The 19,929-nt window shown below is 73.6% G+C and carries 19 protein-coding genes; 13 read left to right on the forward strand and 6 right to left on the reverse strand.

The window, feature by feature from the left end; genetic code table 11:
- Positions 1 to 484 precede the first annotated feature (484 nt).
- On the forward strand, positions 485 to 1,141 hold the full coding sequence (locus ACSURM_RS02350; RefSeq protein WP_436960886.1) for a ScbR family autoregulator-binding transcription factor: 657 nt from the start codon (positions 485 to 487) through the stop codon (positions 1,139 to 1,141).
- Between the two features lie 8 nt (positions 1,142 to 1,149).
- On the opposite strand, the gene ACSURM_RS02355 is transcribed toward ACSURM_RS02350, so the two are convergent.
- Positions 1,150 to 2,247: a LysR family transcriptional regulator gene (locus tag ACSURM_RS02355; RefSeq protein WP_436952971.1), complete on the reverse strand. Its 1,098-nt coding sequence runs from the start codon at positions 2,245 to 2,247 to the stop codon at positions 1,150 to 1,152.
- Between the two features lie 182 nt (positions 2,248 to 2,429).
- Here ACSURM_RS02355 and snpA point away from each other — a divergent pair, with 182 nt between their 5' ends.
- The gene (gene snpA / locus ACSURM_RS02360; RefSeq protein ID WP_436952973.1) at positions 2,430 to 3,119 is read left to right on the forward strand and encodes a snapalysin; all 690 of its coding nucleotides are present in this window, start codon (positions 2,430 to 2,432) and stop codon (positions 3,117 to 3,119) included.
- A gap of 194 nt (positions 3,120 to 3,313) precedes the next feature.
- On the opposite strand, the gene ACSURM_RS02365 is transcribed toward snpA, so the two are convergent.
- Positions 3,314 to 3,946 carry a TetR/AcrR family transcriptional regulator gene (locus tag ACSURM_RS02365; protein WP_436952975.1) on the reverse strand — a complete coding sequence of 211 codons (633 nt, stop codon included), beginning with the start codon at positions 3,944 to 3,946 and terminating at the stop codon, positions 3,314 to 3,316.
- 95 nt (positions 3,947 to 4,041) lie between these two features.
- Between ACSURM_RS02365 and ACSURM_RS02370 the strand changes: the two genes are divergently transcribed.
- Together ACSURM_RS02370 and ACSURM_RS02375 are read left to right on the forward strand one after the other, a co-directional pair.
- Positions 4,042 to 4,986, forward strand: a complete 945-nt coding sequence (locus ACSURM_RS02370; protein ID WP_436952977.1) for a beta-ketoacyl-ACP synthase III — start codon at positions 4,042 to 4,044, stop codon at positions 4,984 to 4,986.
- Between the two features lie 220 nt (positions 4,987 to 5,206).
- Positions 5,207 to 6,670 (forward strand): MFS transporter, encoded by a 1,464-nt coding sequence (locus tag ACSURM_RS02375; protein WP_436960888.1) that lies wholly within the window; start codon positions 5,207 to 5,209, stop codon positions 6,668 to 6,670.
- Positions 6,671 to 6,985: 315 nt separating this feature from the next.
- On the opposite strand, the gene ACSURM_RS02380 is transcribed toward ACSURM_RS02375, so the two are convergent.
- Both ACSURM_RS02380 and ACSURM_RS02385 read right to left on the reverse strand, forming a co-directional pair.
- Positions 6,986 to 7,864 carry a carbohydrate-binding protein gene (locus tag ACSURM_RS02380; RefSeq protein ID WP_436952979.1) on the reverse strand — a complete coding sequence of 293 codons (879 nt, stop codon included), beginning with the start codon at positions 7,862 to 7,864 and terminating at the stop codon, positions 6,986 to 6,988.
- A gap of 229 nt (positions 7,865 to 8,093) precedes the next feature.
- Positions 8,094 to 9,032, reverse strand: a complete 939-nt coding sequence (locus ACSURM_RS02385) for a helix-turn-helix domain-containing protein (protein ID WP_436952981.1) — start codon at positions 9,030 to 9,032, stop codon at positions 8,094 to 8,096.
- Positions 9,033 to 9,211: 179 nt separating this feature from the next.
- On the opposite strand from ACSURM_RS02385, the gene ACSURM_RS02390 reads away from it, so the two are divergent.
- The 8 genes from ACSURM_RS02390 (at position 9,212) to ACSURM_RS02425 (ending at position 17,077) form a co-directional block, all read left to right on the forward strand.
- The gene (locus tag ACSURM_RS02390; protein WP_436952983.1) at positions 9,212 to 10,198 is read left to right on the forward strand and encodes a LysR substrate-binding domain-containing protein; all 987 of its coding nucleotides are present in this window, start codon (positions 9,212 to 9,214) and stop codon (positions 10,196 to 10,198) included.
- A 143-nt stretch (positions 10,199 to 10,341) separates the two neighbouring features.
- Positions 10,342 to 11,700 carry a trypsin-like serine protease gene (locus ACSURM_RS02395; RefSeq protein ID WP_436952985.1) on the forward strand — a complete coding sequence of 453 codons (1,359 nt, stop codon included), beginning with the start codon at positions 10,342 to 10,344 and terminating at the stop codon, positions 11,698 to 11,700.
- Positions 11,701 to 11,915: 215 nt separating this feature from the next.
- On the forward strand, positions 11,916 to 12,875 hold the full coding sequence (locus ACSURM_RS02400) for an alpha/beta fold hydrolase (RefSeq protein WP_436952987.1): 960 nt from the start codon (positions 11,916 to 11,918) through the stop codon (positions 12,873 to 12,875).
- 123 nt (positions 12,876 to 12,998) lie between these two features.
- Complete coding sequence (locus ACSURM_RS02405; RefSeq protein WP_030610994.1) at positions 12,999 to 13,355, forward strand: PRC-barrel domain-containing protein; 357 nt, start codon at positions 12,999 to 13,001, stop codon at positions 13,353 to 13,355.
- 33 nt (positions 13,356 to 13,388) lie between these two features.
- Positions 13,389 to 13,562: a hypothetical protein gene (locus ACSURM_RS02410; RefSeq protein ID WP_436952989.1), complete on the forward strand. Its 174-nt coding sequence runs from the start codon at positions 13,389 to 13,391 to the stop codon at positions 13,560 to 13,562.
- A gap of 91 nt (positions 13,563 to 13,653) precedes the next feature.
- A complete protein-coding gene (locus tag ACSURM_RS02415) occupies positions 13,654 to 14,823 on the forward strand; it encodes a polysaccharide pyruvyl transferase family protein (protein WP_436952990.1) in 1,170 nt (389 codons plus the stop codon).
- Between the two features lie 32 nt (positions 14,824 to 14,855).
- The gene (locus ACSURM_RS02420; protein ID WP_436952992.1) at positions 14,856 to 16,265 is read left to right on the forward strand and encodes an FAD-dependent oxidoreductase; all 1,410 of its coding nucleotides are present in this window, start codon (positions 14,856 to 14,858) and stop codon (positions 16,263 to 16,265) included.
- A gap of 95 nt (positions 16,266 to 16,360) precedes the next feature.
- Positions 16,361 to 17,077 carry a beta-glucanase gene (locus tag ACSURM_RS02425; RefSeq protein WP_436952993.1) on the forward strand — a complete coding sequence of 239 codons (717 nt, stop codon included), beginning with the start codon at positions 16,361 to 16,363 and terminating at the stop codon, positions 17,075 to 17,077.
- 6 nt (positions 17,078 to 17,083) lie between these two features.
- On the opposite strand, the gene ACSURM_RS02430 is transcribed toward ACSURM_RS02425, so the two are convergent.
- Together ACSURM_RS02430 and ACSURM_RS02435 are read right to left on the reverse strand one after the other, a co-directional pair.
- Entirely contained in the window at positions 17,084 to 17,335 is a 252-nt protein-coding gene (locus ACSURM_RS02430) for a hypothetical protein (protein ID WP_436952995.1), read from the reverse strand.
- A 144-nt stretch (positions 17,336 to 17,479) separates the two neighbouring features.
- On the reverse strand, positions 17,480 to 18,166 hold the full coding sequence (locus ACSURM_RS02435) for a PepSY domain-containing protein (RefSeq protein ID WP_436952997.1): 687 nt from the start codon (positions 18,164 to 18,166) through the stop codon (positions 17,480 to 17,482).
- Positions 18,167 to 18,339: 173 nt separating this feature from the next.
- Between ACSURM_RS02435 and ACSURM_RS02440 the strand changes: the two genes are divergently transcribed.
- Positions 18,340 to 19,854, forward strand: a complete 1,515-nt coding sequence (locus tag ACSURM_RS02440; RefSeq protein WP_436952999.1) for an MFS transporter — start codon at positions 18,340 to 18,342, stop codon at positions 19,852 to 19,854.
- Positions 19,855 to 19,929: the final 75 nt, after the last annotated feature.

Genomic DNA, 19,929 nt, shown 5'->3' on the forward strand with positions numbered 1-19,929 from the left:
CGCTCCCGGCGGCCGGACCGCGCCGGGCCGGACGACGCCGTTCCGCACGCGGTCGGGCGGGTTCTCGCGTTCCCCTGCGCACTTCGATAAGTAAGACATCGTTCGCGGCGCCGACATGACGTCCGCAGGACCGGTCCGGTATGCATGGAACGGTTTTCCGCCACATGGGAGTACACGGTTCACACACATGGCTGTTCCGCCGCCGCTCACCTCTACGCCCGCGCTCCCCGCGCCCGCGTCCAACCAAGGGGCCCGCTCTCCCCTCGCGCCCGGCGAAACCGCTTACCGCGTGCGCCGATGCCACGCCGAATGGCCCGCACCGACGATCGGCACCCTTCCGTTTCCGCGCCGGGACCCCGCGCGCGTGGACCTGCCGCGTCATTGATCACGTCAGACAAGGGAGGCCTTCGTGAAACTTCCCCGCAATCCCCCCACGGGCCCCACCACCGCCACACGCTCCAAGGAACTCAAACAGGAACGCGCCATCAGGTCGCGGCACAATATCCTGCTGGCCGCCGGCCGTGCGTTCGCCGAACGGGGTTACCAGGCCGTAACCATGCATGACGTGGCCGGCCTTTCGGGAATGACGAAAGGGGCCGTCTACTTCCACTACACCAGCAAGGAAAGTCTGGCCGTCGCCGTCAGCGCGGAGTTCGCCGGACGGCTGCCCGCCCTCTCCGACGCCGTCGCCCGACTGGCCCTGCCGCCGGTGGCCTCGGTGACGGAACTGCTGTTGCGCACCGCCGCCGCACTGCGCGACGAGCCGCTGATGAAGGCCGGGGCGCGCCTCCAGCTCGAGCGGAGCCTGATCGACGCCGAACTCCCCCTGCCCTTCGAGGACTACACCGCGCTGATAGCCACCTGGCTGCGGGGCGCGCTTGCCGCGGGCGACCTGGAGCACTCGACGCCTCCCGAGCCGCTGGCCCGCGTCCTGGTCTCGGCGTTCTTCGGCGCCCAGCTGCTGTCCTGGATGGCCGACGACCGGACCGACATCATCGAGCGCACCGTGGAGGTGCTCCACGCCGTCGTCCCCTGCACGCAGGACCCGCGGCACATCAGCCCGTACCTGCGCGAGGCGTCCACGGCCCGCGAGCCCGTACGGACACGACCACACTGCCGCGCGGGCCGACCCCTGACGTAGACCCCGCGTCACACTCCCGCCTGCGCATCGGCCGCCAGTGGGCGGGGCCGGCGTGCCGGTGGTGTGTCCGGGGCCGGACGATGCGTGGGCGGGCGGTACGTGGACGGGTGGTGCGTGGGCGGGTGGTGCGTGGGCGGGCAGTCCGGCACACCGGGAGTTGCCGATCCGTCGGCCGCCGCGTGCGCGCGCCCGAGCCATTCGCGGTACGCCGGTGCCTCCCACGCCACCGTCCAGTAGGCCTCCTCCAACTCCGGGTACACGGCGTCCAGTTCGCGTTCGGTACGGGCCGCCAGCAGCAGCCGTACCCCGATCGGGTCGCCCTCCAGGGGACGGATCGCGAGATCGGGACGCGGCGGGGCGGTCGGCTGGCTGACCGTGACCACCTCGCCGGTGGCGGCCAGCGAGTACGCGGTGAGGTAGTCGCCGTGCAGCATCTCGGAGTCGAGACCCGCCGCGCGCAGCACCCGGCACAGGGCGTCCCACTCGCCGTCCACCGTGGAGTCGACCATCCAGCGGTCACCGGCCAGGTCGGCGAGGCGCACCTGCGGCCGCGACGCCGCCGGATGGTCCGCGGCGAGCGTGACGAACTGCGGTTCCCGCTCGACCAGCACCCGCAGGCACAGTCCGGGCGGCACGCGCAGCGGACTGCCCTCGACCTCGTGCACGAAGGCCATGTCGAGCCGGCCGGCCGCGACCATGCCCAGCAGCGCGTTGGCGGACACGCTCATCTGCAGCGCCGGCTCGATGCCCGGGCGGCGGGCCCGCAGCAGCCGCAGCCAGCCCGGGATGGCCCTGCTCGCCGTGGCCCCGAGGCGCGGCTGGAACCCGCCGGCGGCACGGGCCGCCGCCGCCCTGGTCTCGGTGACGATGGCCGCGAACTCCGCCACCAGCGGCCTGGCCCGGCTGAGCACCGCCAGCCCCAGCGGGGTGGGCCGGCAGCCGGTGCGGGCGCGCACGAAGAGCTGAGCGCCGAGCGCGCGCTCGATCCGCCGTAGCTGGGTGCTCAACGAAGGCTGTGCCAGGCCGAGTTCCCGGGCCGCTTTGTGCAGACTGCCGGTGTCGGCGATGGCGCAGAGCACACGCAGATGTCTCACCTCCAAGTCCATGGAGGGAGCGTAGGGCGGCACGGAACACGACACCAGATGTTCAAGTTACAAGGAAAGCGGACGAGTCGGTCGGCGATAGTCCGGTGCTATCCCTAAGTGCCATCATCCCCCGTCGTGTTGGGCTGCCGGAGACTCACTGGCAACCGATCGTTCAACCCCACAGGACGACAAGGAGCCCCCACATGACGTCGTTCCGGAACAGCACCGGATCGAAGAGCACCAGGAGACTTCTGGGCCTGGCCCTCGGTCTCGGGCTGGCCACGGCCGCGCTCGGCACCGCGAGCCCGGTCAGCGCGCAGGACACCGCCGCGGCACCCGCCCGCACCGTGGCCGCCGGCTACGTGGGCAGCGCCGAGGACGCCGGCACCAAGGCGTTCTTCGACGCCGTGCTGAAGTCGGTCGCCAAGCGGCAGGCCGAGCAGCCCTCCCTGCAGGCGGTGACCGTCTACTACAACGCCTCGCAGGCCCCGAGCTTCCGCAGCCAGATATCGAGCTCCGCCTCGATCTGGAACAGCTCCGTGTCGAACGTCAAGCTCCAGGCGACCACCAGCGGCGGCGACTTCACCTACTACGAGGGCAACGACTCGCGCGGGTCCTACGCCTCCACCGACGGTCACGGCCGCGGCTACATCTTCCTGGACTACGCGCAGAACCGGCAGTACGACTCCATCCGCGTCACCGCCCACGAGACCGGCCATGTGCTGGGCCTGCCCGACCACTACAGCGGGCCGTGCAGCGAGCTGATGTCGGGCGGCGGCCCCGGCCCCTCCTGCACCAACCGCTACCCGAACGCCACCGAGCGCTCCCGGGTCAACCAGCTGTGGGCCTACGGCCTCAGCAAGGCTCTCGCGCAGGTGAACAAGGCGGGCTGAGCACGAGGAAACACCACGGGCCGCGGCACAACACCCGCGGTCCGTGGCACGACACCCGCGGTCCGTGACACGACACCCGCGGTCCGTGACACGACACGCCGATCCGTGACACGGCACGGCGATCCGTGACACGGCACGGCGACCTGTGTCACGGCACGTCGATCCGCGAGACAGCGCGCCCCAAGTCGTCGCGGCTAGGTGGCCGACCGCTCCGGGTGCGGGCCCAGCAGGCGGTCCAGTGCGCGCCGGACGCGGTCGGTGGCGTTGGGTGCCGCGAAGAGCTGGATCTCCTGGTTCAGGGCCATGAAGAGGCCGATCAGCTCGAACACGACCTGGTCCGGGTCGGTGTCCGCCGGCAGGTCGCCCGCCGCCACCGCCGTACGCGCCTCGGCGGCCAGCCGGCGCCGCCACACCCGGGACATCCGGGCGACGGCCTCGCGGACGGGTCCGCCGCGGGCGTCGAACTCGACGGAAGCCGTGGTGAAGAAGCACCCGCCGGGGAAGACGGCGCGCCCGGCGTCCAGGTCCAGGTAGGCGATCCACGCCTCGCAGACGGCCCGCAGCCGGGGCAGGCCCGGTTCCACGTCCGCCGCGGGCTCCCACACCAGGCGGGAGAACGCCGTCGCCGCGCCCTCCAGAGTGGCCAGCTGAAGGGCCTCCTTGGTGCCGAAGTGCCCGAGCACACCGGCCTTGCTCATCCGCAGATCGGCGGCCAGCCGCCCGATCGTGAGCCCTTCGAGGCCGTCCCGCGAGGCCAGGGCGATACCGCGCTCCACGATGCGCTGCCGCGTCCTGCGGGCTTCGGCCACGGAATTGCGAGGGCTCATGCCCACCATCGTAGGCGAGGAGTGACCGCTTCAGCTTCCGACCGATCGGTTGCTATATTCCGGGGCATCTGATGCCGAGCCGAGGAGATCACGCCGTGCCGGGAAGCCGTATCGCCGCCCTGGGCCACTACCAGCCGACGCGCGTCCTGACCAACGACGACCTGGCCACCATGGTCGACACCAGCGACGAGTGGATCCGGCGCCGCACCGGCATCGCCACCCGCCGCATCGCCGCCCCCGAGGAGTCGGTCACCGACATGGCGGCGGCCGCCGCGAGCAAGGCGCTGGCCGCGTCGGGGCTGGAGCCCGCCGACATCGGCCTGATCACCGTGGCGACCTGCTCGGCCGTCGACCGCTGTCCCTCCATCGCCGCCCAGGTCGCCGGGCGCCTCGGTCTGCCCGCGCCGGTGGCCTTCGACCTCAACAACGGCTGCGCCGGCTTCTGCACCGCGCTGGCCTGCGCCGACCACTCGCTGCGCGCGGGCGCCGCCCGGCACGCCCTGGTCATCGGCGCCGAGAAGATGTCCGACGTCACCGACTGGACCGACCGCCGCACCTGCGTCCTGCTCGGCGACGGGGCGGGCGCCGCCGTGCTGAGCGCCTCCGCGGAGGAGGGAATCGGCCCGGTGTGCTGGGGCTCGGACCCCACCCGCGGTGACGCGGTCCGGCTCGTCGACGACTGGCACCCGCGCTTCGCCCAGGAGGGACAGACCGTGTTCCGCTGGGCCACCGGCGAGTTGCCCGCCATCGTCCGCGATGCCTGCGCGCGGGCCGGCCTGACGCCGGCCGATCTGGCGGGCGTGGTCACCCACCAGGCCAATCTGCGGATCATCGACGCGGTCGTACGGCAACTCGACCTGCCGGAGAGCACGGTGATCGCCCAGGACGTCGTGGAGTCCGGCAACACCTCCGCCGCGTCCGTCCCGCTGGCCCTGTCCAAGCTCACCGAGCGCGGCGAACTCCCCAGCGGCGCTCCAGTCCTGCTGCTCGCCTTCGGCGGCGGCCTGTCCTGGGCCGGCCAGGTGGTCACCTGCCCCTGAACACCGCGCCCCGGCCGCACCCGCGCCACCGACGCGGCCGGTTCCCGGCCGACTGGCCCGTCACATCGCTGTAACAGCGGGACATGGCTGTGACTGCGAGACAAAAAAGTGCCTTCTTCCCCGGTCGGGGACGGTTACCCAGGATGGAGCCCGTAACAAAACGGCTCCCATGGAAGGCACCCGCATGTCCGCTCAGGCCGTGCCCGCACCGGCACTCCCGATGTCCCGCTGGTTCGCGCTGGCGATCCTCTGCGCCGGCCAGTTGATGGTGATCCTCGACGGCACCGTCGTGAACGTGGCGCTGCCGGCGATCCAGGAGAGCCTGGGCTTCTCCTCCTCGTCCCTGGGCTGGGTCGTGAACGCCTATCTGATCCCGTTCGGGGGCCTGTTGCTGCTCGCGGGCAGGTTCAGCGACCTCTTCGGCCGCAAGCGGGTCTTCGTCACCGGCCTGGTCGTCTTCACCGTGGCGTCCCTGCTGTGCGGCCTGGCGCAGAACGCGAGCATGCTGCTCGTCGCCCGGTTCGTCCAGGGCGTCGGCGGCGCGGTGACATCGTCGGTCACCCTCGCCATGGTCGTCACCATGTTCCCGGGGCCGGGCGAACGCGCCAGGGCGATCGGTGTCTACAGCTTCGTCCAGTCCGCGGGCGGCACCCTCGGCCTGCTGCTGGGTGGCGTACTGACCCGGGCCGCCGGCTGGCACTGGATCTTCTTCGTCAACGTGCCCATCGGGATCGCCGCCGCCGCTCTGGCACAGCGGGTGCTGGCCGCCGAGCGGGGCACGGGACGGGGCAAGGGCACCGACGTGCTCGGGGGCATACTGATCACGTCCGCGCTCATGCCGGCCGTCTACGCCGTCGTCGCCGCGGCCGACCACGGTTTCGGATCCGCTCGCACACTCGGCTCCGGACTGGCCGCCCTCGTCCTGCTCGCCGCGTTCGTCGTACGGCAGGCCAGGGCCGAGAACCCGCTGCTGCCGCCCCGGATGTTCCGCTACCGCGCTGTCTCCGGCGCGCTGGGCACCCATGCCCTCATGATCTCGGGCATGTTCGGCTTCCAGTTCCTGGCCGTGCTGTACCTGCAGAAGGTGCTGGGGTTCGACGAGGTGGAGACCGGTGTCGCTGTCCTGCCCGTCTCGCTGCTGATCGGCGTCATGTCGCTGTTCCTCGCTCCCCGCCTCATCGGCAGGTTCGGGGCCCGGACCGTCCTTCCAGCCGGCCTCGTGCTGATCGGCGGCGGCCTGGGCTTTCTCGGGCGCGTCACGGCGGACGGCGCCTATCTCACCGATGTGTTCCCGGCGACCGTGCCGCTCGGGATCGGGTTCGGCCTGGCGATGCCGGCGCTGGCCGGACTGGCCATGTCAGGCGCGACCCCGCAGGACTCGGGCCTGGCCTCCGGGATGTTCAACACCGTGCAGCAGGTGGGTGCCTCCCTCGGTCTCGCCGTGCTGAGCACCCTCGCCGCCTCGCACACCGGCGCCCTGCCGCACGACGGCGCGGCCCGCGACGAGGCGCTGACCGGCGGCTACCGACTCGCCTTCCAGGCCGGCGCGGTCTTCGTCCTGGGCGCGCTGGTGATCGCCGTGACCGTCCTGCGTGCGCCGCGCCGGGCCACGAGCGATGCCTCCGCCGTCGGTCCCGCGTCCTCCCGGACGGCGCACGCCGACACCCCGTCGGCGGAATCCTGAGCCGTCGCGGGCACGCCGTCACGGTTCACGCGCGCCGGCCGCCCTGGGACGACGACGGACGTCCTGCGCCTGTCCGTCGACGCCCCGGGCGGTGCGCCTCGTACGAGAACCCGCTCGCCGTCCCCTCCTACGCCGAGCAGGTGCGGCAGGTACCCGGTCCCGGCGCGCCGACTCCTGCGGCCGCCCGCCCCGGCCCCACCCGGAGCGGGCGGCCCCACCCCGGGGGAACCCGGCCCCGGTGGGCTCTGCGGGGCGGCACCGGCCGTGGCCGGAAGGCCGGTGCCCGCCGTTTCAGGACCGTCGCACGCCATGTTCTCAGACCGCGCGCCACAGGGCCGGTACGGCCGGGGGTTCCCAGCCCGGCTGGGCGGTGTGCGGCTGGAGGCAGGCGTAGCCGCGGCCACCGTAGGTGACCTGGTCCCCCGTCCGGTACGCGGTGCCGACGGCCCAGGTGCCACCGGGCGGCGTGGGGCCGGGGCCGGGGTCCTGCGCCACGTCGAGGACGAAGTCGAACGCCGCCTCCCGGCCGCCGCTGCCGTCGCGCACGGTCATCAGCAGCCGCGGGTCGAAGATCGTGTCCGTGTTGTTGCGCGGCTCGTTCGGGAAGTACAACTGCGTGGTGAGCACGGGCCGGTTGGGGGCCTGCAGCTTGACGTGGATGTGCCGGGTGCGCCCCGGGTACAGGCCCGGCACGATCGTGGTGAGCGCGAAGGCGCCGCGCGAGTCGGTGAACTGGTGGCCCCGGAACCGGAATCCGGTGTTGTCGTAGGCGCCGTTGTTGTCGGCCTGCCAGAAGTCCAGCAGGACGCCGGACAGGGGACGGCAGGCCCGGCCGAACACATAACCGCTCACGGTGAGCCGGGTGCCGGGCAGTCCGGGCTCCAGGAGGCTCGTCCGCTGCGGTGAGTTGGGCTTGAAGTAGGGGCCCTCGGTCTGCTCCGGGGTGGGGTCGTCGCCGTCGTCGCACGGCGGCGTGAGCTGGGGTTCCTCGCCGCTCGCGGCCAGGGTGCGGGCGAGGGCGGGGCCGCCGGCGAAGGCCAGGGGGATCGCGGCGGTGGCCGCGAGTGCCGCGCGCAGCACGGTCTTGCGGCCGACGAGCCGGGCGCCCCCCGGTGCGTCCGGCGCGTCCGCGCCGTTGCCGACGGTGTCGCCGATGCCGTTCCGGTCGGTGTCGTGCGTACCTGCTCCGTCCATGTCTCCTCCTCCTGTGGGGGCGGACCCGTGCCTCCGTCCGCGGGGGCGGACCTGCGCGGCCCTGCTGTGGGGCCGGACCCGTACGAGCCGGTGGGGCCGGACCCGTACGAGCCGGTGGGACTGGACCCGTACGGGCCTATGGGGCTGGACCTGTGGGCTGGCCCAGTGGGGCTGGACCTGTGTGGTCGTCCTGCGGGGGCGGGCGCCCTGGGGCCGGTCGGCAACGAACCTAGGCGTGCGTCGACGGGGCTTCGAGGGACTGATGAGGGCGGCTGTGGTGTTTTCGGAAGTCGCCGGGGCTGCTGCCGGTCTCCCGCCGGAAGAAGCGGCTGAAGTAGGCGGGGTCGGCGAATCCGGTGCGGGCGGCGACCTGCCGTACCGACAACTGGGTGTGGGCCAGCAGCCGTTGTGCCTGATAGGCCCGGGCCTCGATGAGCAGCCGCCCGGGTGGGCGGCCGGTGGCGGCCCGGACCGCCTGGGTGAGGTAGTGGGGGGTCACCCCGAGCCGGTCGGCGCACTCCCGGACGGACCAGGTCGCCGCCTCCGGGCGGGTGATCAGCCGGGCGAACTCGTCGGCGACGGCGGCCGGCCGGCCCTGGGCACGCGGGTCCCGGCCCGCGCCGGCGGTGCCCGGCAGCCGGGAGGCGCGCACGACGAGCACGTGCAGCAGGGAGCGCAGGACGCTCTCGTGTCCGGGGGCCCGCTCCCGGTGCTCCGCGACGAGCTCGGCCATCAGCCGCCGTACGGACCGGTCCTGTTCGGGATCGAGGGCGAACCAGCACCGCTCACCGAGTTCCCGCAACACCTCGCGGTCGTGGGGATGGTCGACCAGGAAGTCGTCGGTGAACAGCGCGAGCGTTCCCTCCGGTCCCCGGCCGCCCTCCCAGTGGTGCACCTGGCCGGGCAGGATCACCGCCAGGTGCGGGGGGCGCAGCGGCCAGCGCGCGAGGTCGACGACGTGGGTACCGGAACCGGCGCTGACGTGGACGATCTCGTAGAAGGTGTGCCGGTGCGGCCGGTCCCACCGGGACAGCGGCCCCACGGCCTCAAAGGAACCGGCGGCGAAGGGCGGCGCGCCCGGCCCGGCCACCTCCAGCCGGTGCAGGGGCACGTCCCCGGCCGCGGGCGGCGAGCCGGGGGTTCCCGGTAACACGGTGGTGCTGCGCATCGGCCATGCTCCCCTTTCTCCAGGACCTTTCGGGCACCGCACGGGACGCCCAGCAGGTACAGACCAATCGCGTCGCTGTGACCATGCCACGGACCCGGACACCGGGAAACAGCGAAACCCGCCCCTCTGGTCTGTACCAGCCTCTTGCCCTGGGCCTTCCCACCCCGCAAGCTCCCCTCATGGAGCTGGAGTTGCGGCATTTGAAGACCATTCGGGCCATCGCGGAAGCGGGCAGTCTGACCAAGGCGGCGACGGCCCTCGGACTCGCCCAGCCGGCGCTCAGCGCGCAGCTCAGGCGCATCGAGCGGGCCTTGGGCGGCACGCTCTTCGAACGCGGACGGTACGGCGTACGGGCCACCGCCCTCGGCGAACTGGTCCTGGAGCGCACCCGGATCGTGCTGCCCGCGGTCAGCGAACTCCAGCGGGAGGCGGCCCGGTTCGCGCGCACCCGGCGGGACGGGGAGCGGCTGCGGCTCGGCGGCACCCACGGTCCGCTACTGGGCGCGCTGGTGGACCGGCTCGCCGACGCCGCCCCCGGCACCACCGTGACCACCTGCGCGTCCTGGTCGGAGCGGGAACTGGCGGAGCTGCTGGCCGAGGGGCGCCTGGACTTCGCGCTGGCCGGCGCCTGCGGCTCCGCTCCCCCACCGGACGCACCACACCTGACCTGGGAGGAGGTCGCCGTCGACCCGGTGTTCGTGATGCTCCCCGACGGCCATCCGCTCGCCCGCGGCCGGGAGGCCGACCTGGCCGCGCTCGCCGGCGAGGAGTGGGCGTGCGTCCCGGGCGACGGCTGTTTCGGCGACTGTTTCACCGCGGCCTGCGCGCGGGCCGGTTTCACGCCCCGCCGCATGTACGAGACGGACACCGCGTCCTGCGTCCATCTGGTGCAGGTGGGCCGCGCGGTGGGCCTGTGCCGGGCCACCTTCCCGCCGACGCCCGGGATCACCACCCGGCCGCTGGCCGGGACCCCGCTGGTGTGGCGGCATCTGCTGGGCTGGCACCGGGCCGGGCAACGCCCGGACACGGTGGCCACGGTGCTGGCGCAGGCCCGCGCGGCGCACGCCGGTGTGGCCGCCCGCAGCGACAGCTACGCGCACTGGCTGGCGCGGCGCGAGGACCGGGACGCCGCGGCCCGGCAGCACCGCACCGGCCTCGCGTCCTGAGCGCGCCTCATCTCCCGGGCCGGCCGCGCCCCTTCACGTCGCCGGGTATAACGCGGGGGCAGGGGGTCGGCTGATGTCTTATGGGGCGGGGCGGGATCTCCCTACGGTTTCGGCACTCCCACCGAATCCGAGGAGACCTCCCCATGCTCCAACGACACCTCAGAGCCGCGTGTGCCGCCGCCGCGGCAGCGGGTGCCCTGCTCGTGGCCGGGCTCAGCGGCACCGCGAGCGCCCAGTCGTCCGCCTCCCCCGCCCAGCCGACGGCGGCCCAGACGCTCCGTACCGACGCGGCACCGCCCGCTCTCCTCGGCGCACTCCAGCGGGACCTGGGACTGGACCGCGGACAGGCGGAGCGCCGGCTGGCCAACGAGGCCGAGGCGGGCACGACCGCCGGCCGGCTCGGGGCCGCGCTCGGCACGGGCTTCGCCGGCGCGTGGGTGCGCGGCGCGGAGTCGGACACGCTGGCCGTGGCCACGACCGACCCGGCCGACGTGCCGGCGATCCGGGCGCACGGCGCCCGCGCGGTCGTCGTGGAGCACTCGCTGGCCGCGCTGGACGCCGCCAAGGCCCGGGTGGACCGCGCCGCGGCGCACCGCGCCACCACCGACGCCCCGGTCTGGTACGTCGACGTGCCCACCAACACGCTGGTGGTGGAGGCGATACGGCCGGAGGCGGCGCGCTCCCTGCTGGCCGCCGCCCACGTCGACGCCTCCCTCACCCGGATCGTGAAGTCCGCCGAACACCCCCGTCCGCTGTACGACCTGCGGGGCGGCGACGCGTACTACATCGGCAGCGGCAGCCGCTGCTCGATCGGGTTCCCGGTGACCCGGGGCACCCAGCAGGGCTTCGCCACGGCCGGGCACTGCGGACGGGCCGGCAGCACCACCACCGGCTCCAACCGGGTCGCGCAGGGCACCTTCCAGGCGTCGGTCTTCCCGGGCAACGACATGGCGTGGGTGGCGACCAACTCCAACTGGACGGCGACGCCGTACGTGACCGGTTCCAGCGTCCAGGTCGCGGGCTCCACGCAGGCCCCGGTGGGCTCCTCGGTGTGCCGCTCCGGTTCCACGACGGGCTGGCACTGCGGCACGGTGCAGCAGCTCAACACCAGCGTGACGTACCAGGAGGGCACCGTCAGCGGTGTCACCCGTACGTCGGTGTGCGCCGAACCGGGCGACTCCGGCGGCTCGTTCATCTCCGGCAGCCAGGCGCAGGGGGTCACCTCGGGCGGCTCGGGCAACTGCTCCAGCGGCGGTACGACGTACTTCCAGCCGATCAACCCGATCCTGCAGTCCTACGGCCTCACCCTCAAGACGACCGGGAGCGGCCCGGAGGACCCGGAGGACCCCGGTGAGCCGGGCGGCACCTGGGCGGCCGGCACCGTCTACCAGGCGGGCGACACGGTGACGTACGGCGGGGCCTCCTACCGCTGCCTCCAGGGCCACCAGGCGCAGGCGGGGTGGGAGCCGCCGAACGCCCCGGCGCTGTGGCAGCGGCAGTGAGCCGCTGATCCGCGGGACCAGCGGGGGCCCGGGCGCCGGCGACGGGGCGTCCGGGCCCGACGCGCGTCCGGGCCCGACGCCTCACGCCCCGGTCCCCCGCTCCTCGGCCACCCCCCCCCGTCGGCGTACCGGAGCAACGGCGCGGGCCCCGGCCCTCCGTGGGCGGTCGCGCGGGTCACCGTCCGCCCGATGATCACGCGAGTAGTCTCGGGGCCATGGTTGAACATCGCATGGTCGACGTGAACGGAATCCGGCTGCACATCGCCGAGGAGGGCGAGGGCCCCTTGGTCGTGCTGCTGCACGGCTTCCCGGAGTCGTGGCACTCCTGGCACCGCCAGTTCGGCCCGCTGGCCGCCGCGGGCTTCCGCGTGGTGGCTCCCGACCAGCGCGGATACGGCCGCAGCGACCACCCCGAGGCCGTCGACGCGTACACCATCCTGCATCTGGTCGGCGATGTCGTCGGGCTGATCCGGGAGCTGGGCGAGGAGAAGGCGTACGTCGTCGGGCACGACTGGGGCGCGCCGGTCGCCTGGCACACCGCGCTGCTGCGGCCGGACCTGGTGCGCGGGGTGGCCGGTCTGAGCGTGCCGCCGCCCTTCCGGGGGTCGCGGCCTCCGCTGCCCGCCATGGACCAGATGTTCGGCGGCCGCTTCTACTGGAACTACTTCAACCGTCCCGGGGTCGCGGACGCCGAGTTCGCCGAGGACACCCGCACCGCGCTGCGCAAGTTCTTCTACTGGGGTTCCGGGGACGCTCCCGGCGCCGGGCAGAAGCAGCCGCTGGTCGACCCCGAGCGCGGCTGGCTCGCGGACATGGCCGACCCGGAAGTGCTGCCGGAGTGGTTCACCGAGGAGGACCTCGACGCGCTCACGGAGAGCTTCTCCCAGGGCTTCACCGGGGCCCTGAACTGGTACCGCAACCTCGACCGGAACTGGGAGCTGACCGCCCCCTGGCACGGCGCCGTCGTCACCCCGCCGGCCCTGTACGTCTACGGCGACCGTGACGTGGTCCCCGCCTTCCCCGGCACCCCGGAACTCATCGAGCGGCTGCCCTCGCTGATGCCGAACCTGTGGCGGGAGCCGCTGAGGCTGGCCGGCTGCGGCCACTGGACCCAGCAGGAACGGCCGGACGAGGTGAACGCGGCGCTGATCGAGTTCCTGACCTCGTGCCCGTGAACTGATCACCCGGCGTACCGGCCCGGCATCCGGCCCCGGGCCGGTACGCCGTCCGAGGGCATCGACCCCACCGGTGTCACATCGCCGGCCCGCGAATGGGTACCCCGTGGACGGGAGGTACCGATGTTCGAGGCATCCGATATCCGCGAGTGGCGGGGTCACGACGTGGTCGACACGGGCGGTCACAAGATCGGCGTTCTGGAGTCGGTCTACGTGGACACCGCGACGGACCAGCCCTTCTTCGCCACGGTGACCGTGGGTCTGCCCACCCGCCGCCGGCTGGCGTTCGTCCCCCTCACGGGCGCGACGGTCGGCCCGGGCTACCTGAAGGTCGCCCAGAGCAAGGACCGGGTGAAGAAGGCCCCGTCCATCGAGACCGACGGCGAACTGACCGCCGCCGACGAGCCGGGGGTCTTCGCCCACTACGAGCTGCCCTACGCACCGGGAGCCGGCGGCGAGCGACGCCTGGCCCGCCGCTGATCCACCGAACCCGCCGGAGATCCGGGAGATCCGATGAGCCTGTTCCTGTTGCTGATCCTCGTGGCCGTCGTCCTGGGGATCATCGGTTTCGTCGTCGAAGGTCTGTTCTATCTCCTGGTCATCGGCGCCGTGGTCCTCGTCCTGGCCCTGGTCTACGCGGCCGTGCGTTTCCGCCGGGGCGGGCGCAGGCACCGCGTCGCCCGCTGAGGCCCGGGGCCGGACGCGGCCCGGGTCGCGTGTTCCCACCGGAAGGCGGCAAGCTGGTACAGCTTCTGCTGTGAGCCGTAAGGGAGCGGTCATGGATGGCGCGGACGGCGTGACCGTAGGCGTACTGGGCTCCTACGGGGGCCGCAACGTCGGCGACGAGGCGATTCTCACCGCCCTGCTGGGCCAGGTCCGGGCCGGCCGTCCGGACACCCGGTTCGTGGTCTTCTCCCGCAATCCGGCGCACACCCGCTCGGTCCATCCGGACGTCGAGGTCGTCGGCTGGGAGGGGGTCTGCCGGGAGGGCATCTCCGAGCCGCTGCGCCGACTGAACGTCCTGGTGGTCGGCGGGGGCGGGATCCTCTACGACACCGAGGCGCGCCGGTATCTCCGGCTGGCCGGCACCGCGCAGAGCCTCGGCGTCCCCGTCTTCACCTACGCGGTGGGCGCCGGTCCGCTCACCGACGAGACGGACTGCGCGTATGTGCGCGCGGTGCTGTCGGACGCGGTCGAGGTGACGGTCCGCGACGAGGAGTCGAAGCTCGTCCTGGAGGAGGCCGGGGTCACCCGGCCCGTCTGCGTCACCGCCGACCCGGCGCTGCTGCTGGCGCCCGGCGACCGCGGCCGGGCCCTGCTGCGGGCGGAGGCGGTGCCCCGCCGGGTGCGGCTGGTGGGGATGAGCGTCCGGGAGCCCGGGCACGCCGCGGAACACCTGGACGAGGAGGAGTACCACCAACTGCTCGCCAGCATGGGCGACTTCCTGGTGCAGCGGCTGGACGCGCACATCGTCTTCATCTCCATGGAGCGCGGCGACATCCGGCACGCCCATGCGGTGGCGTCCCGGATGGCGGCGGCCGACCACTGCACCGTGCTGCGCCGCGACCACGGGCCCCAGGAGGTCCTGGACATCGTCGCGCAGCTGGACTTGGCCGTCGGCATGCGGCTGCACTTCCTGGTCTTCGCCGCGCTCGCCGGCATCCCCCTGCTGCCGCTGCCGTACGCCGGGAAGGTCTTCGACTTCGCCCAGCGGATCGGCGCGCCCGCGCTGCGCGGTGTGGTCCGGGAGACGGCCGGGCTGCTGCTGGCGGAGGTGGACCGGCTGTGGGACGAGCGGCACGCCCGCGCGGCGGACGCGGCGGTGCGCACGGCCGCGATGCGGCTGCGGGCGGCCCGGACCGGGGAGCGCCTCCTGGCCTATCTGGACGGTGCCGCGCCCGGCGTCGGCCACGCCGGCACGCCGGTGCCCGCTTCTACTGCCCGCTGACACCGACGGCTGCCATCCCCGAGGGAGTGAACGTGTCCCATCTGATGCCGCCCCGGGTCCCCACCACGGTGGAGCTGCCGCCGCGCCGGGCCCTGCACGCGGGGTCCACCCAGGTGCTGGTGGTCGGCGGCGGTCCGGCCGGTCTCGGCGCGGCCGTCGGGGCGGCCAACGCGGGCGCCGAGGTGGTCCTCGTGGAGCGCTACGGCTTCCTCGGCGGCAACGCCACCGCCGCCCTGGTCATGCCGCTGATGAGCTTCCACAACGAGGTCAAACAGGCCGTGCCCGGCGACACCACGCGATTGCTGCCGCCCGACCACGGCGAGGGCGAGCCGGTCGTCGGCGGGGTGCTGTGGGTGCTGCTGGAGCAGTTGGTGCGCACCGGGGCCGCGATCCGGCCGTCGCTGGAGACCGGCTACACCGTGCCGTTCGACGCGGAGCTGTTCAAGCTGGCGGCCTACGAGCTGCTGGCGAACCACGAGGTCCGGATGCTGCTGCACGCCTTCGCCTCCGGCGTCGTCAGCCTGCCCGACCGGGCCCGGGCGGTGTTCGAGACCAAGTCGGGGCCGCTCGTGCTGGACGCGGACGTGATCGTCGACTGCACCGGGGACGGCGACATCGCCGCGGCGGCGGGGGCCGGGTACGACACCGGCCGGCCGGAGGACGGCTGGACGCAGCCGATGACGCTGATGTTCCGCATGGTCCGCTTCGACCACGAGGAGTTCGCCGCCTACACCCGGGCCCGGCCGGACCAGTGGAAGGGCGTGCACGGGCTGTGGGACCTGGTCCGCGCGGCCACGGACGCCGGTGAGCTGGACCTGCCGCGCGAGGACATCCTCTTCTTCGCCACCCCGAACGCGGGCGAGGTGGCGGTCAACTCCACGCGGGTCACCGAGGTGCTCGGCACCAGCGTGTGGGACCTGACCCGCGCGGAACTCGCCGCGCACCGGCAGATGGCGCAGATCTCCCGGTTCCTGCGCGGCCGCGTGCCGGGCTTCGCCGACTCCTACGTGGTGCAGAGCGGCGTCCAGGTCGGGGTCCGGGAGACCCGGCGGATCACCGGCGAGTACCTGCTGACCGGCGAGGACGTACTGTCGGCCCGCAAGTTCGACGACGCCGTGGCGCGCGGCGCCTACCCCGTCGACATCCACAACCCGAGCGGACGCGGCACCAGGCTCCAACGGCTGCCGCGCGGCGAGTCCTACGACATCCCGCTGCGCTGTCTGCTGCCCCGGGGCCTGGACCGGGTGCTGGTCGCGGGCCGCTGCATCTCCGGGGACCACGTGGCCCACTCCTCCTACCGCGTGATGCCGATCTCCATGGCCACCGGGCAGGCGGCGGGCGTGTGCGCGGCCCTCGCGGCGACCCGGGGGCGGCGGCCGCGGGACGTTCCGGTGAGCGCGGTCCAGCGGGAACTCCGGGCCCAGGGCGCCAGCCTGCCCTGACGCTCCCGGTGCGTCTTCTTCACCCACACGAAGGAAATACGAGGCGTTGATCAGCCCATATGCATGTCCGGAGCGCCGCCGGTGAGACATCGGACATGAGCGAACCGACGATGGGCGCCTCCCCGCCGGCCCCCCGGCATCCGCACCGGTCCGACGTGGTGTTCACGGCGGACTTCGCCTCCACCACGCAGTGGACGGCGGGCCGTTCCTCGGCCTATCCGGGGAACGGCCCGGTCAATCCGGACGACGACAAGCTGGACCATCTGGTGGACGACGCCGACCACAGCCGCTCGGGCGTGTTCCGGGCCCGCCGACGGCCGGACGGCAGGTGGGACACCGGACTGCTGACCACCGAGGACAGCGAGGAGGAGTTCGTCCTCCTCGCGGGAGACATACTCCAGGCCCGGGTCCGGCTGCCCACGGAGACCGGCGCCTGGCCGGCCATCTGGACCTGGCGGGACGGCAACCAGGAGGTCGACGTCTTCGAATACCACCCCGACCACCCGGACCTGCTGGAGTTCACCAACCATGTGCGCCGGTCCCAGCGGTACGTGCGCCACGACGCGGTCCGGCCGGGCGCCTGGATCGACCTGCGCACCGATTTCGGGCGCCACTCGGTGGACTGGTGGCTGAACGGCGAGCGGGTCTTCGCGGACCGGCGCGGGGTGGGACGCCGCTGGCACGCCTTCCTCATCGTCAACCTCTCGGTGTGCGCGGGGCGCTACCACCCGCCGCCCGACCCGGACACGACCGAGATGACCTTCGAGGTGAGCAGCCTGATGGTACGGCGCCCGGCCGGGGACGACGCGTAGCCCGCGTCAGCCGTCGGACCGGTCCTCCTCGCCGCCCCGCGGCCGGTCGTCCTCCCGCCGCCGGTCCTCGGCCTCCACGCCACGCAGCGGCTCGCCGGCCGTGGTGCCGCTGTCGGGCTGGTAGCCCTCCTTGGCACTGGCCGTGCCCGGGACGGTGCGCTCACGGGCCTGGCTCTCGGCGCCCGAATGCGCTCCGGGCTCCTTCTCGTCACGGGCCCGCCCGTACCGGTCGGCGGGCTCGCCGGTGTGTCCGCTCATGGCGTCCTCCGCTCCACTCCTCGGCACGCTCGAGTTCCCCCGTGCCGGGCGGGAAAACGGGCGCGAGCGTCGGAGACGGCTCCGCACCGCGTCGGAGGCGGTGCGGAGCCGCGGGGGTTCGCTTTCCTGGGCCGGGTGCGGCCGTCAGTCGCGGTCGACGTGCTCCCGGAGGATCTTGCGGTTGGTCGCGTCGATGTCGAAGGTCGTCTTGTTCCAGTCGTCGGTGACGACGTCGACGGACCACCTCGGGGCACCGCCGTCGGCGTCGTCGAGCTCGACGGCGGTGACGGTGCCCTTGGTCTTGTCCGTGGCGGTCTGCGCGGCCTGCTGCGGGGTGACGGTGGCCTTCTTCAGCAGGTCCGCCAGTTCGCGCTTGTCGTCGCCGTCGTCGTCCTTGGCCCGCGCCTTGCCGGCCTTCCCGCCGACCGCGTCGACGGAGACGGTGTGGGCGGCGCCGTCGTCCGTGGCGACCTCGGCCTCCCACCGGGGGCTGTCGGGCGAACCCTTGAGTTCGACGGAGACCGGCTTGGAGTCCGGTACGGCCCCCACCGCCGCGCTGAGCGCCTGCTCGTAGCCGGTCTTGGCCTTGGGGACGAGCGCCTTGCGCTCCCGCTGGTCCTCGGTGAGGTCGCCGTCCGCCGTCGGCGTGGGCGAGGTCGCGGCGACCTGGGCGGCCTCGGCGGCGCCGCCGCGCGCGGCCTCGCCGCCGCTGTCGGTGCCGCAGCCCGCGAGCAGCGCTCCGGCCGCGGCGGCCACGCAGATCAGGGCGGTGCCGCGGGCGAGCGGCGGACGGTCGCGGTGCGGAAGTATTTCGTCACTCTTTGTGTCCATGCAGTCAGTTTAGGCGAGATGTCCGCCCGGTGCCTCGTCGGCGGCCGACGGCCGGACGCGGTGGCGGGCCGGGGGCACCGGCCGGGTAGGTGTGCCCGGTAGGGGCGGGGGAACTTGGTCCGACCGGTGGCCCCGGTGGATCCGCCCGGTGGCCTCGGTGGAGAGGAGTCCGCGTGACAGCGTCGACGTCGGCCGCGGGCGGCCGGGAACCGGACACCCGCGGGGACGGGTACGAGCCGGATCCGCAGCGGTGGCGCGCCCTGTGGGTCACGTTGGTGGCCGGGTTCATGAGCCTGCTCGACGTCACGATCGTGGCGGTGGCCCTGCCCACCATCCAGCACGACCTGCACGCCTCCCCGGCGCAGGTGCAGTGGGTGGTCTCCGGCTACGCCCTGACCTTCGCCCTCGCCCTGGTCACCGCCGGCCGGCTCGGTGACGCCCTGGACCGGCGCCGCATCTTCCTGCTGGCCCTCGGCGGCTTCGTGGTCTTCAGCGCGGCCTGCGGCGCGGCCCCCGACATCACGCTGCTGGTGGCGGCCCGGCTCGCGCAGGGGCTGGCGGCCGGCTTCATGGCTCCGCAGAACTCCGCGCTCATCCAGCAGATGTTCCGCGGCGCCGAGCGCGGCCGGGCCTTCGGCTTCTTCGGCGCCACCGTGGGCATATCCTCCGCCGCCGGTCCGATCACCGGCGGCGCCATCCTCGCCCTGGCCTCCGGAGAGCAGGGCTGGCGGTGGATCTTCTACGTCAACGTGCCCATCGGCGTCCTCGCCGTCCTGCTCGGCCGCCGTCTGCTGCCGCGCACCCGGCGCTCCGGGCGGGGCCGGGTGGACCTGCCCGGCGTGCTGCTCCTCGGGCTCGGCGTGCTCGCGCTGATGTGTCCGCTGGTGCTGGCGGAGTCCGGCGGCATCGAGCGCCTGTGGTGGCTGTTCCTCGTTGGTGCCGCGCTCCTCACCGTCTTCTCCTGGTGGCAGCGCCGTCTCGTCGCCCGGAACGCGCAGCCGCTGCTGGACCCGCGCCTGTTCACCACCGTGCGCGGCTATGCCATCGGCGCCGGCATCGGCACGCTGTACTTCGTCGGGTTCAGCGGTGTGTGGCTGGTGTTCGCCCTCTTCTACCAGCGGGGGCTGGACTTCTCCCCGCTCCGGTCCGGGCTCGCCGTCACTCCCTTCGCGCTCGGCTCGGCGAGCGCGGCCGTGGTCTCCGGCCGGCTGGTGGAGCGGTACGGCCGCCTGCTCACCGTCTGCGGCCTGGCGGGGGTGATCGCCGGCCTGGGCGGCACCGCGCTGCTGCTGCGGTTCGCGCCCCTGGACCTCGCGCCCTGGGTCGCCGCGCCGGTGCTCTTCCTCGGCGGCGTCGGCGGCGGCTTCGTGGTCTCCCCCAACATCACCATGACCCTGCGGGACGTGCCCGTGCGCATGGCGGGCGCGGCGGGCGGCGCGCTCCAGACCGGGCAGCGGCTGGGCGCGGCGCTGGGCACCGCCGCGCTGCCCGGCCTGTTCTACCTGGTGCTGGGCCGCAGCGGCGACTACCGCGGCGCTCTCGTCACCGCGCTGGGCGCCGCACTGGCCGGCATGGCGGCCTCCCTGGCCCTCGCGGTGTTCGACTGGCGGCGCGACCGGCGGCGGAAACCGCGCCGGAAGTGCCCGGACGAGGTCGCCAACGCCCCCGTGCACGCCCGGCAGACCTGACGAGCGCCATCGGATACCGGGGCCGACGGCAGGGCCATCAGGGTGGTCCGGGCCCGTGTCGGGCGGCGGGCGCGC

The sequence above is a fragment of the Streptomyces sp. SudanB182_2057 genome (genome assembly GCF_964272715.1).
In the GTDB taxonomy this organism is placed as follows: domain Bacteria; phylum Actinomycetota; class Actinomycetes; order Streptomycetales; family Streptomycetaceae; genus Streptomyces; species Streptomyces rubradiris.

Bases quoted from the DNA above. Each gene is read 5' to 3' on its own strand.
- ACSURM_RS02355 (WP_436952971.1), bottom strand. From the start codon at position 2,247: ATGGACTTGGAGGTGAGACATCTGCGTGTGCTCTGCGCCATCGCCGAC.
- snpA (WP_436952973.1), top strand. From the start codon at position 2,430: ATGACGTCGTTCCGGAACAGCACCGGATCGAAGAGCACCAGGAGACTT.
- ACSURM_RS02365 (WP_436952975.1), bottom strand. From the start codon at position 3,946: ATGAGCCCTCGCAATTCCGTGGCCGAAGCCCGCAGGACGCGGCAGCGC.
- ACSURM_RS02375 (WP_436960888.1), top strand. From the start codon at position 5,207: ATGTCCCGCTGGTTCGCGCTGGCGATCCTCTGCGCCGGCCAGTTGATG.
- ACSURM_RS02380 (WP_436952979.1), bottom strand. From the start codon at position 7,864: ATGGACGGAGCAGGTACGCACGACACCGACCGGAACGGCATCGGCGAC.
- ACSURM_RS02385 (WP_436952981.1), bottom strand. From the start codon at position 9,032: ATGCGCAGCACCACCGTGTTACCGGGAACCCCCGGCTCGCCGCCCGCG.
- ACSURM_RS02390 (WP_436952983.1), top strand. From the start codon at position 9,212: ATGGAGCTGGAGTTGCGGCATTTGAAGACCATTCGGGCCATCGCGGAA.
- ACSURM_RS02395 (WP_436952985.1), top strand. From the start codon at position 10,342: ATGCTCCAACGACACCTCAGAGCCGCGTGTGCCGCCGCCGCGGCAGCG.
- ACSURM_RS02400 (WP_436952987.1), top strand. From the start codon at position 11,916: ATGGTTGAACATCGCATGGTCGACGTGAACGGAATCCGGCTGCACATC.
- ACSURM_RS02405 (WP_030610994.1), top strand. From the start codon at position 12,999: ATGTTCGAGGCATCCGATATCCGCGAGTGGCGGGGTCACGACGTGGTC.
- ACSURM_RS02410 (WP_436952989.1), top strand. From the start codon at position 13,389: ATGAGCCTGTTCCTGTTGCTGATCCTCGTGGCCGTCGTCCTGGGGATC.
- ACSURM_RS02415 (WP_436952990.1), top strand. From the start codon at position 13,654: ATGGATGGCGCGGACGGCGTGACCGTAGGCGTACTGGGCTCCTACGGG.
- ACSURM_RS02425 (WP_436952993.1), top strand. From the start codon at position 16,361: ATGAGCGAACCGACGATGGGCGCCTCCCCGCCGGCCCCCCGGCATCCG.
- ACSURM_RS02430 (WP_436952995.1), bottom strand. From the start codon at position 17,335: ATGAGCGGACACACCGGCGAGCCCGCCGACCGGTACGGGCGGGCCCGT.
- ACSURM_RS02435 (WP_436952997.1), bottom strand. From the start codon at position 18,166: ATGGACACAAAGAGTGACGAAATACTTCCGCACCGCGACCGTCCGCCG.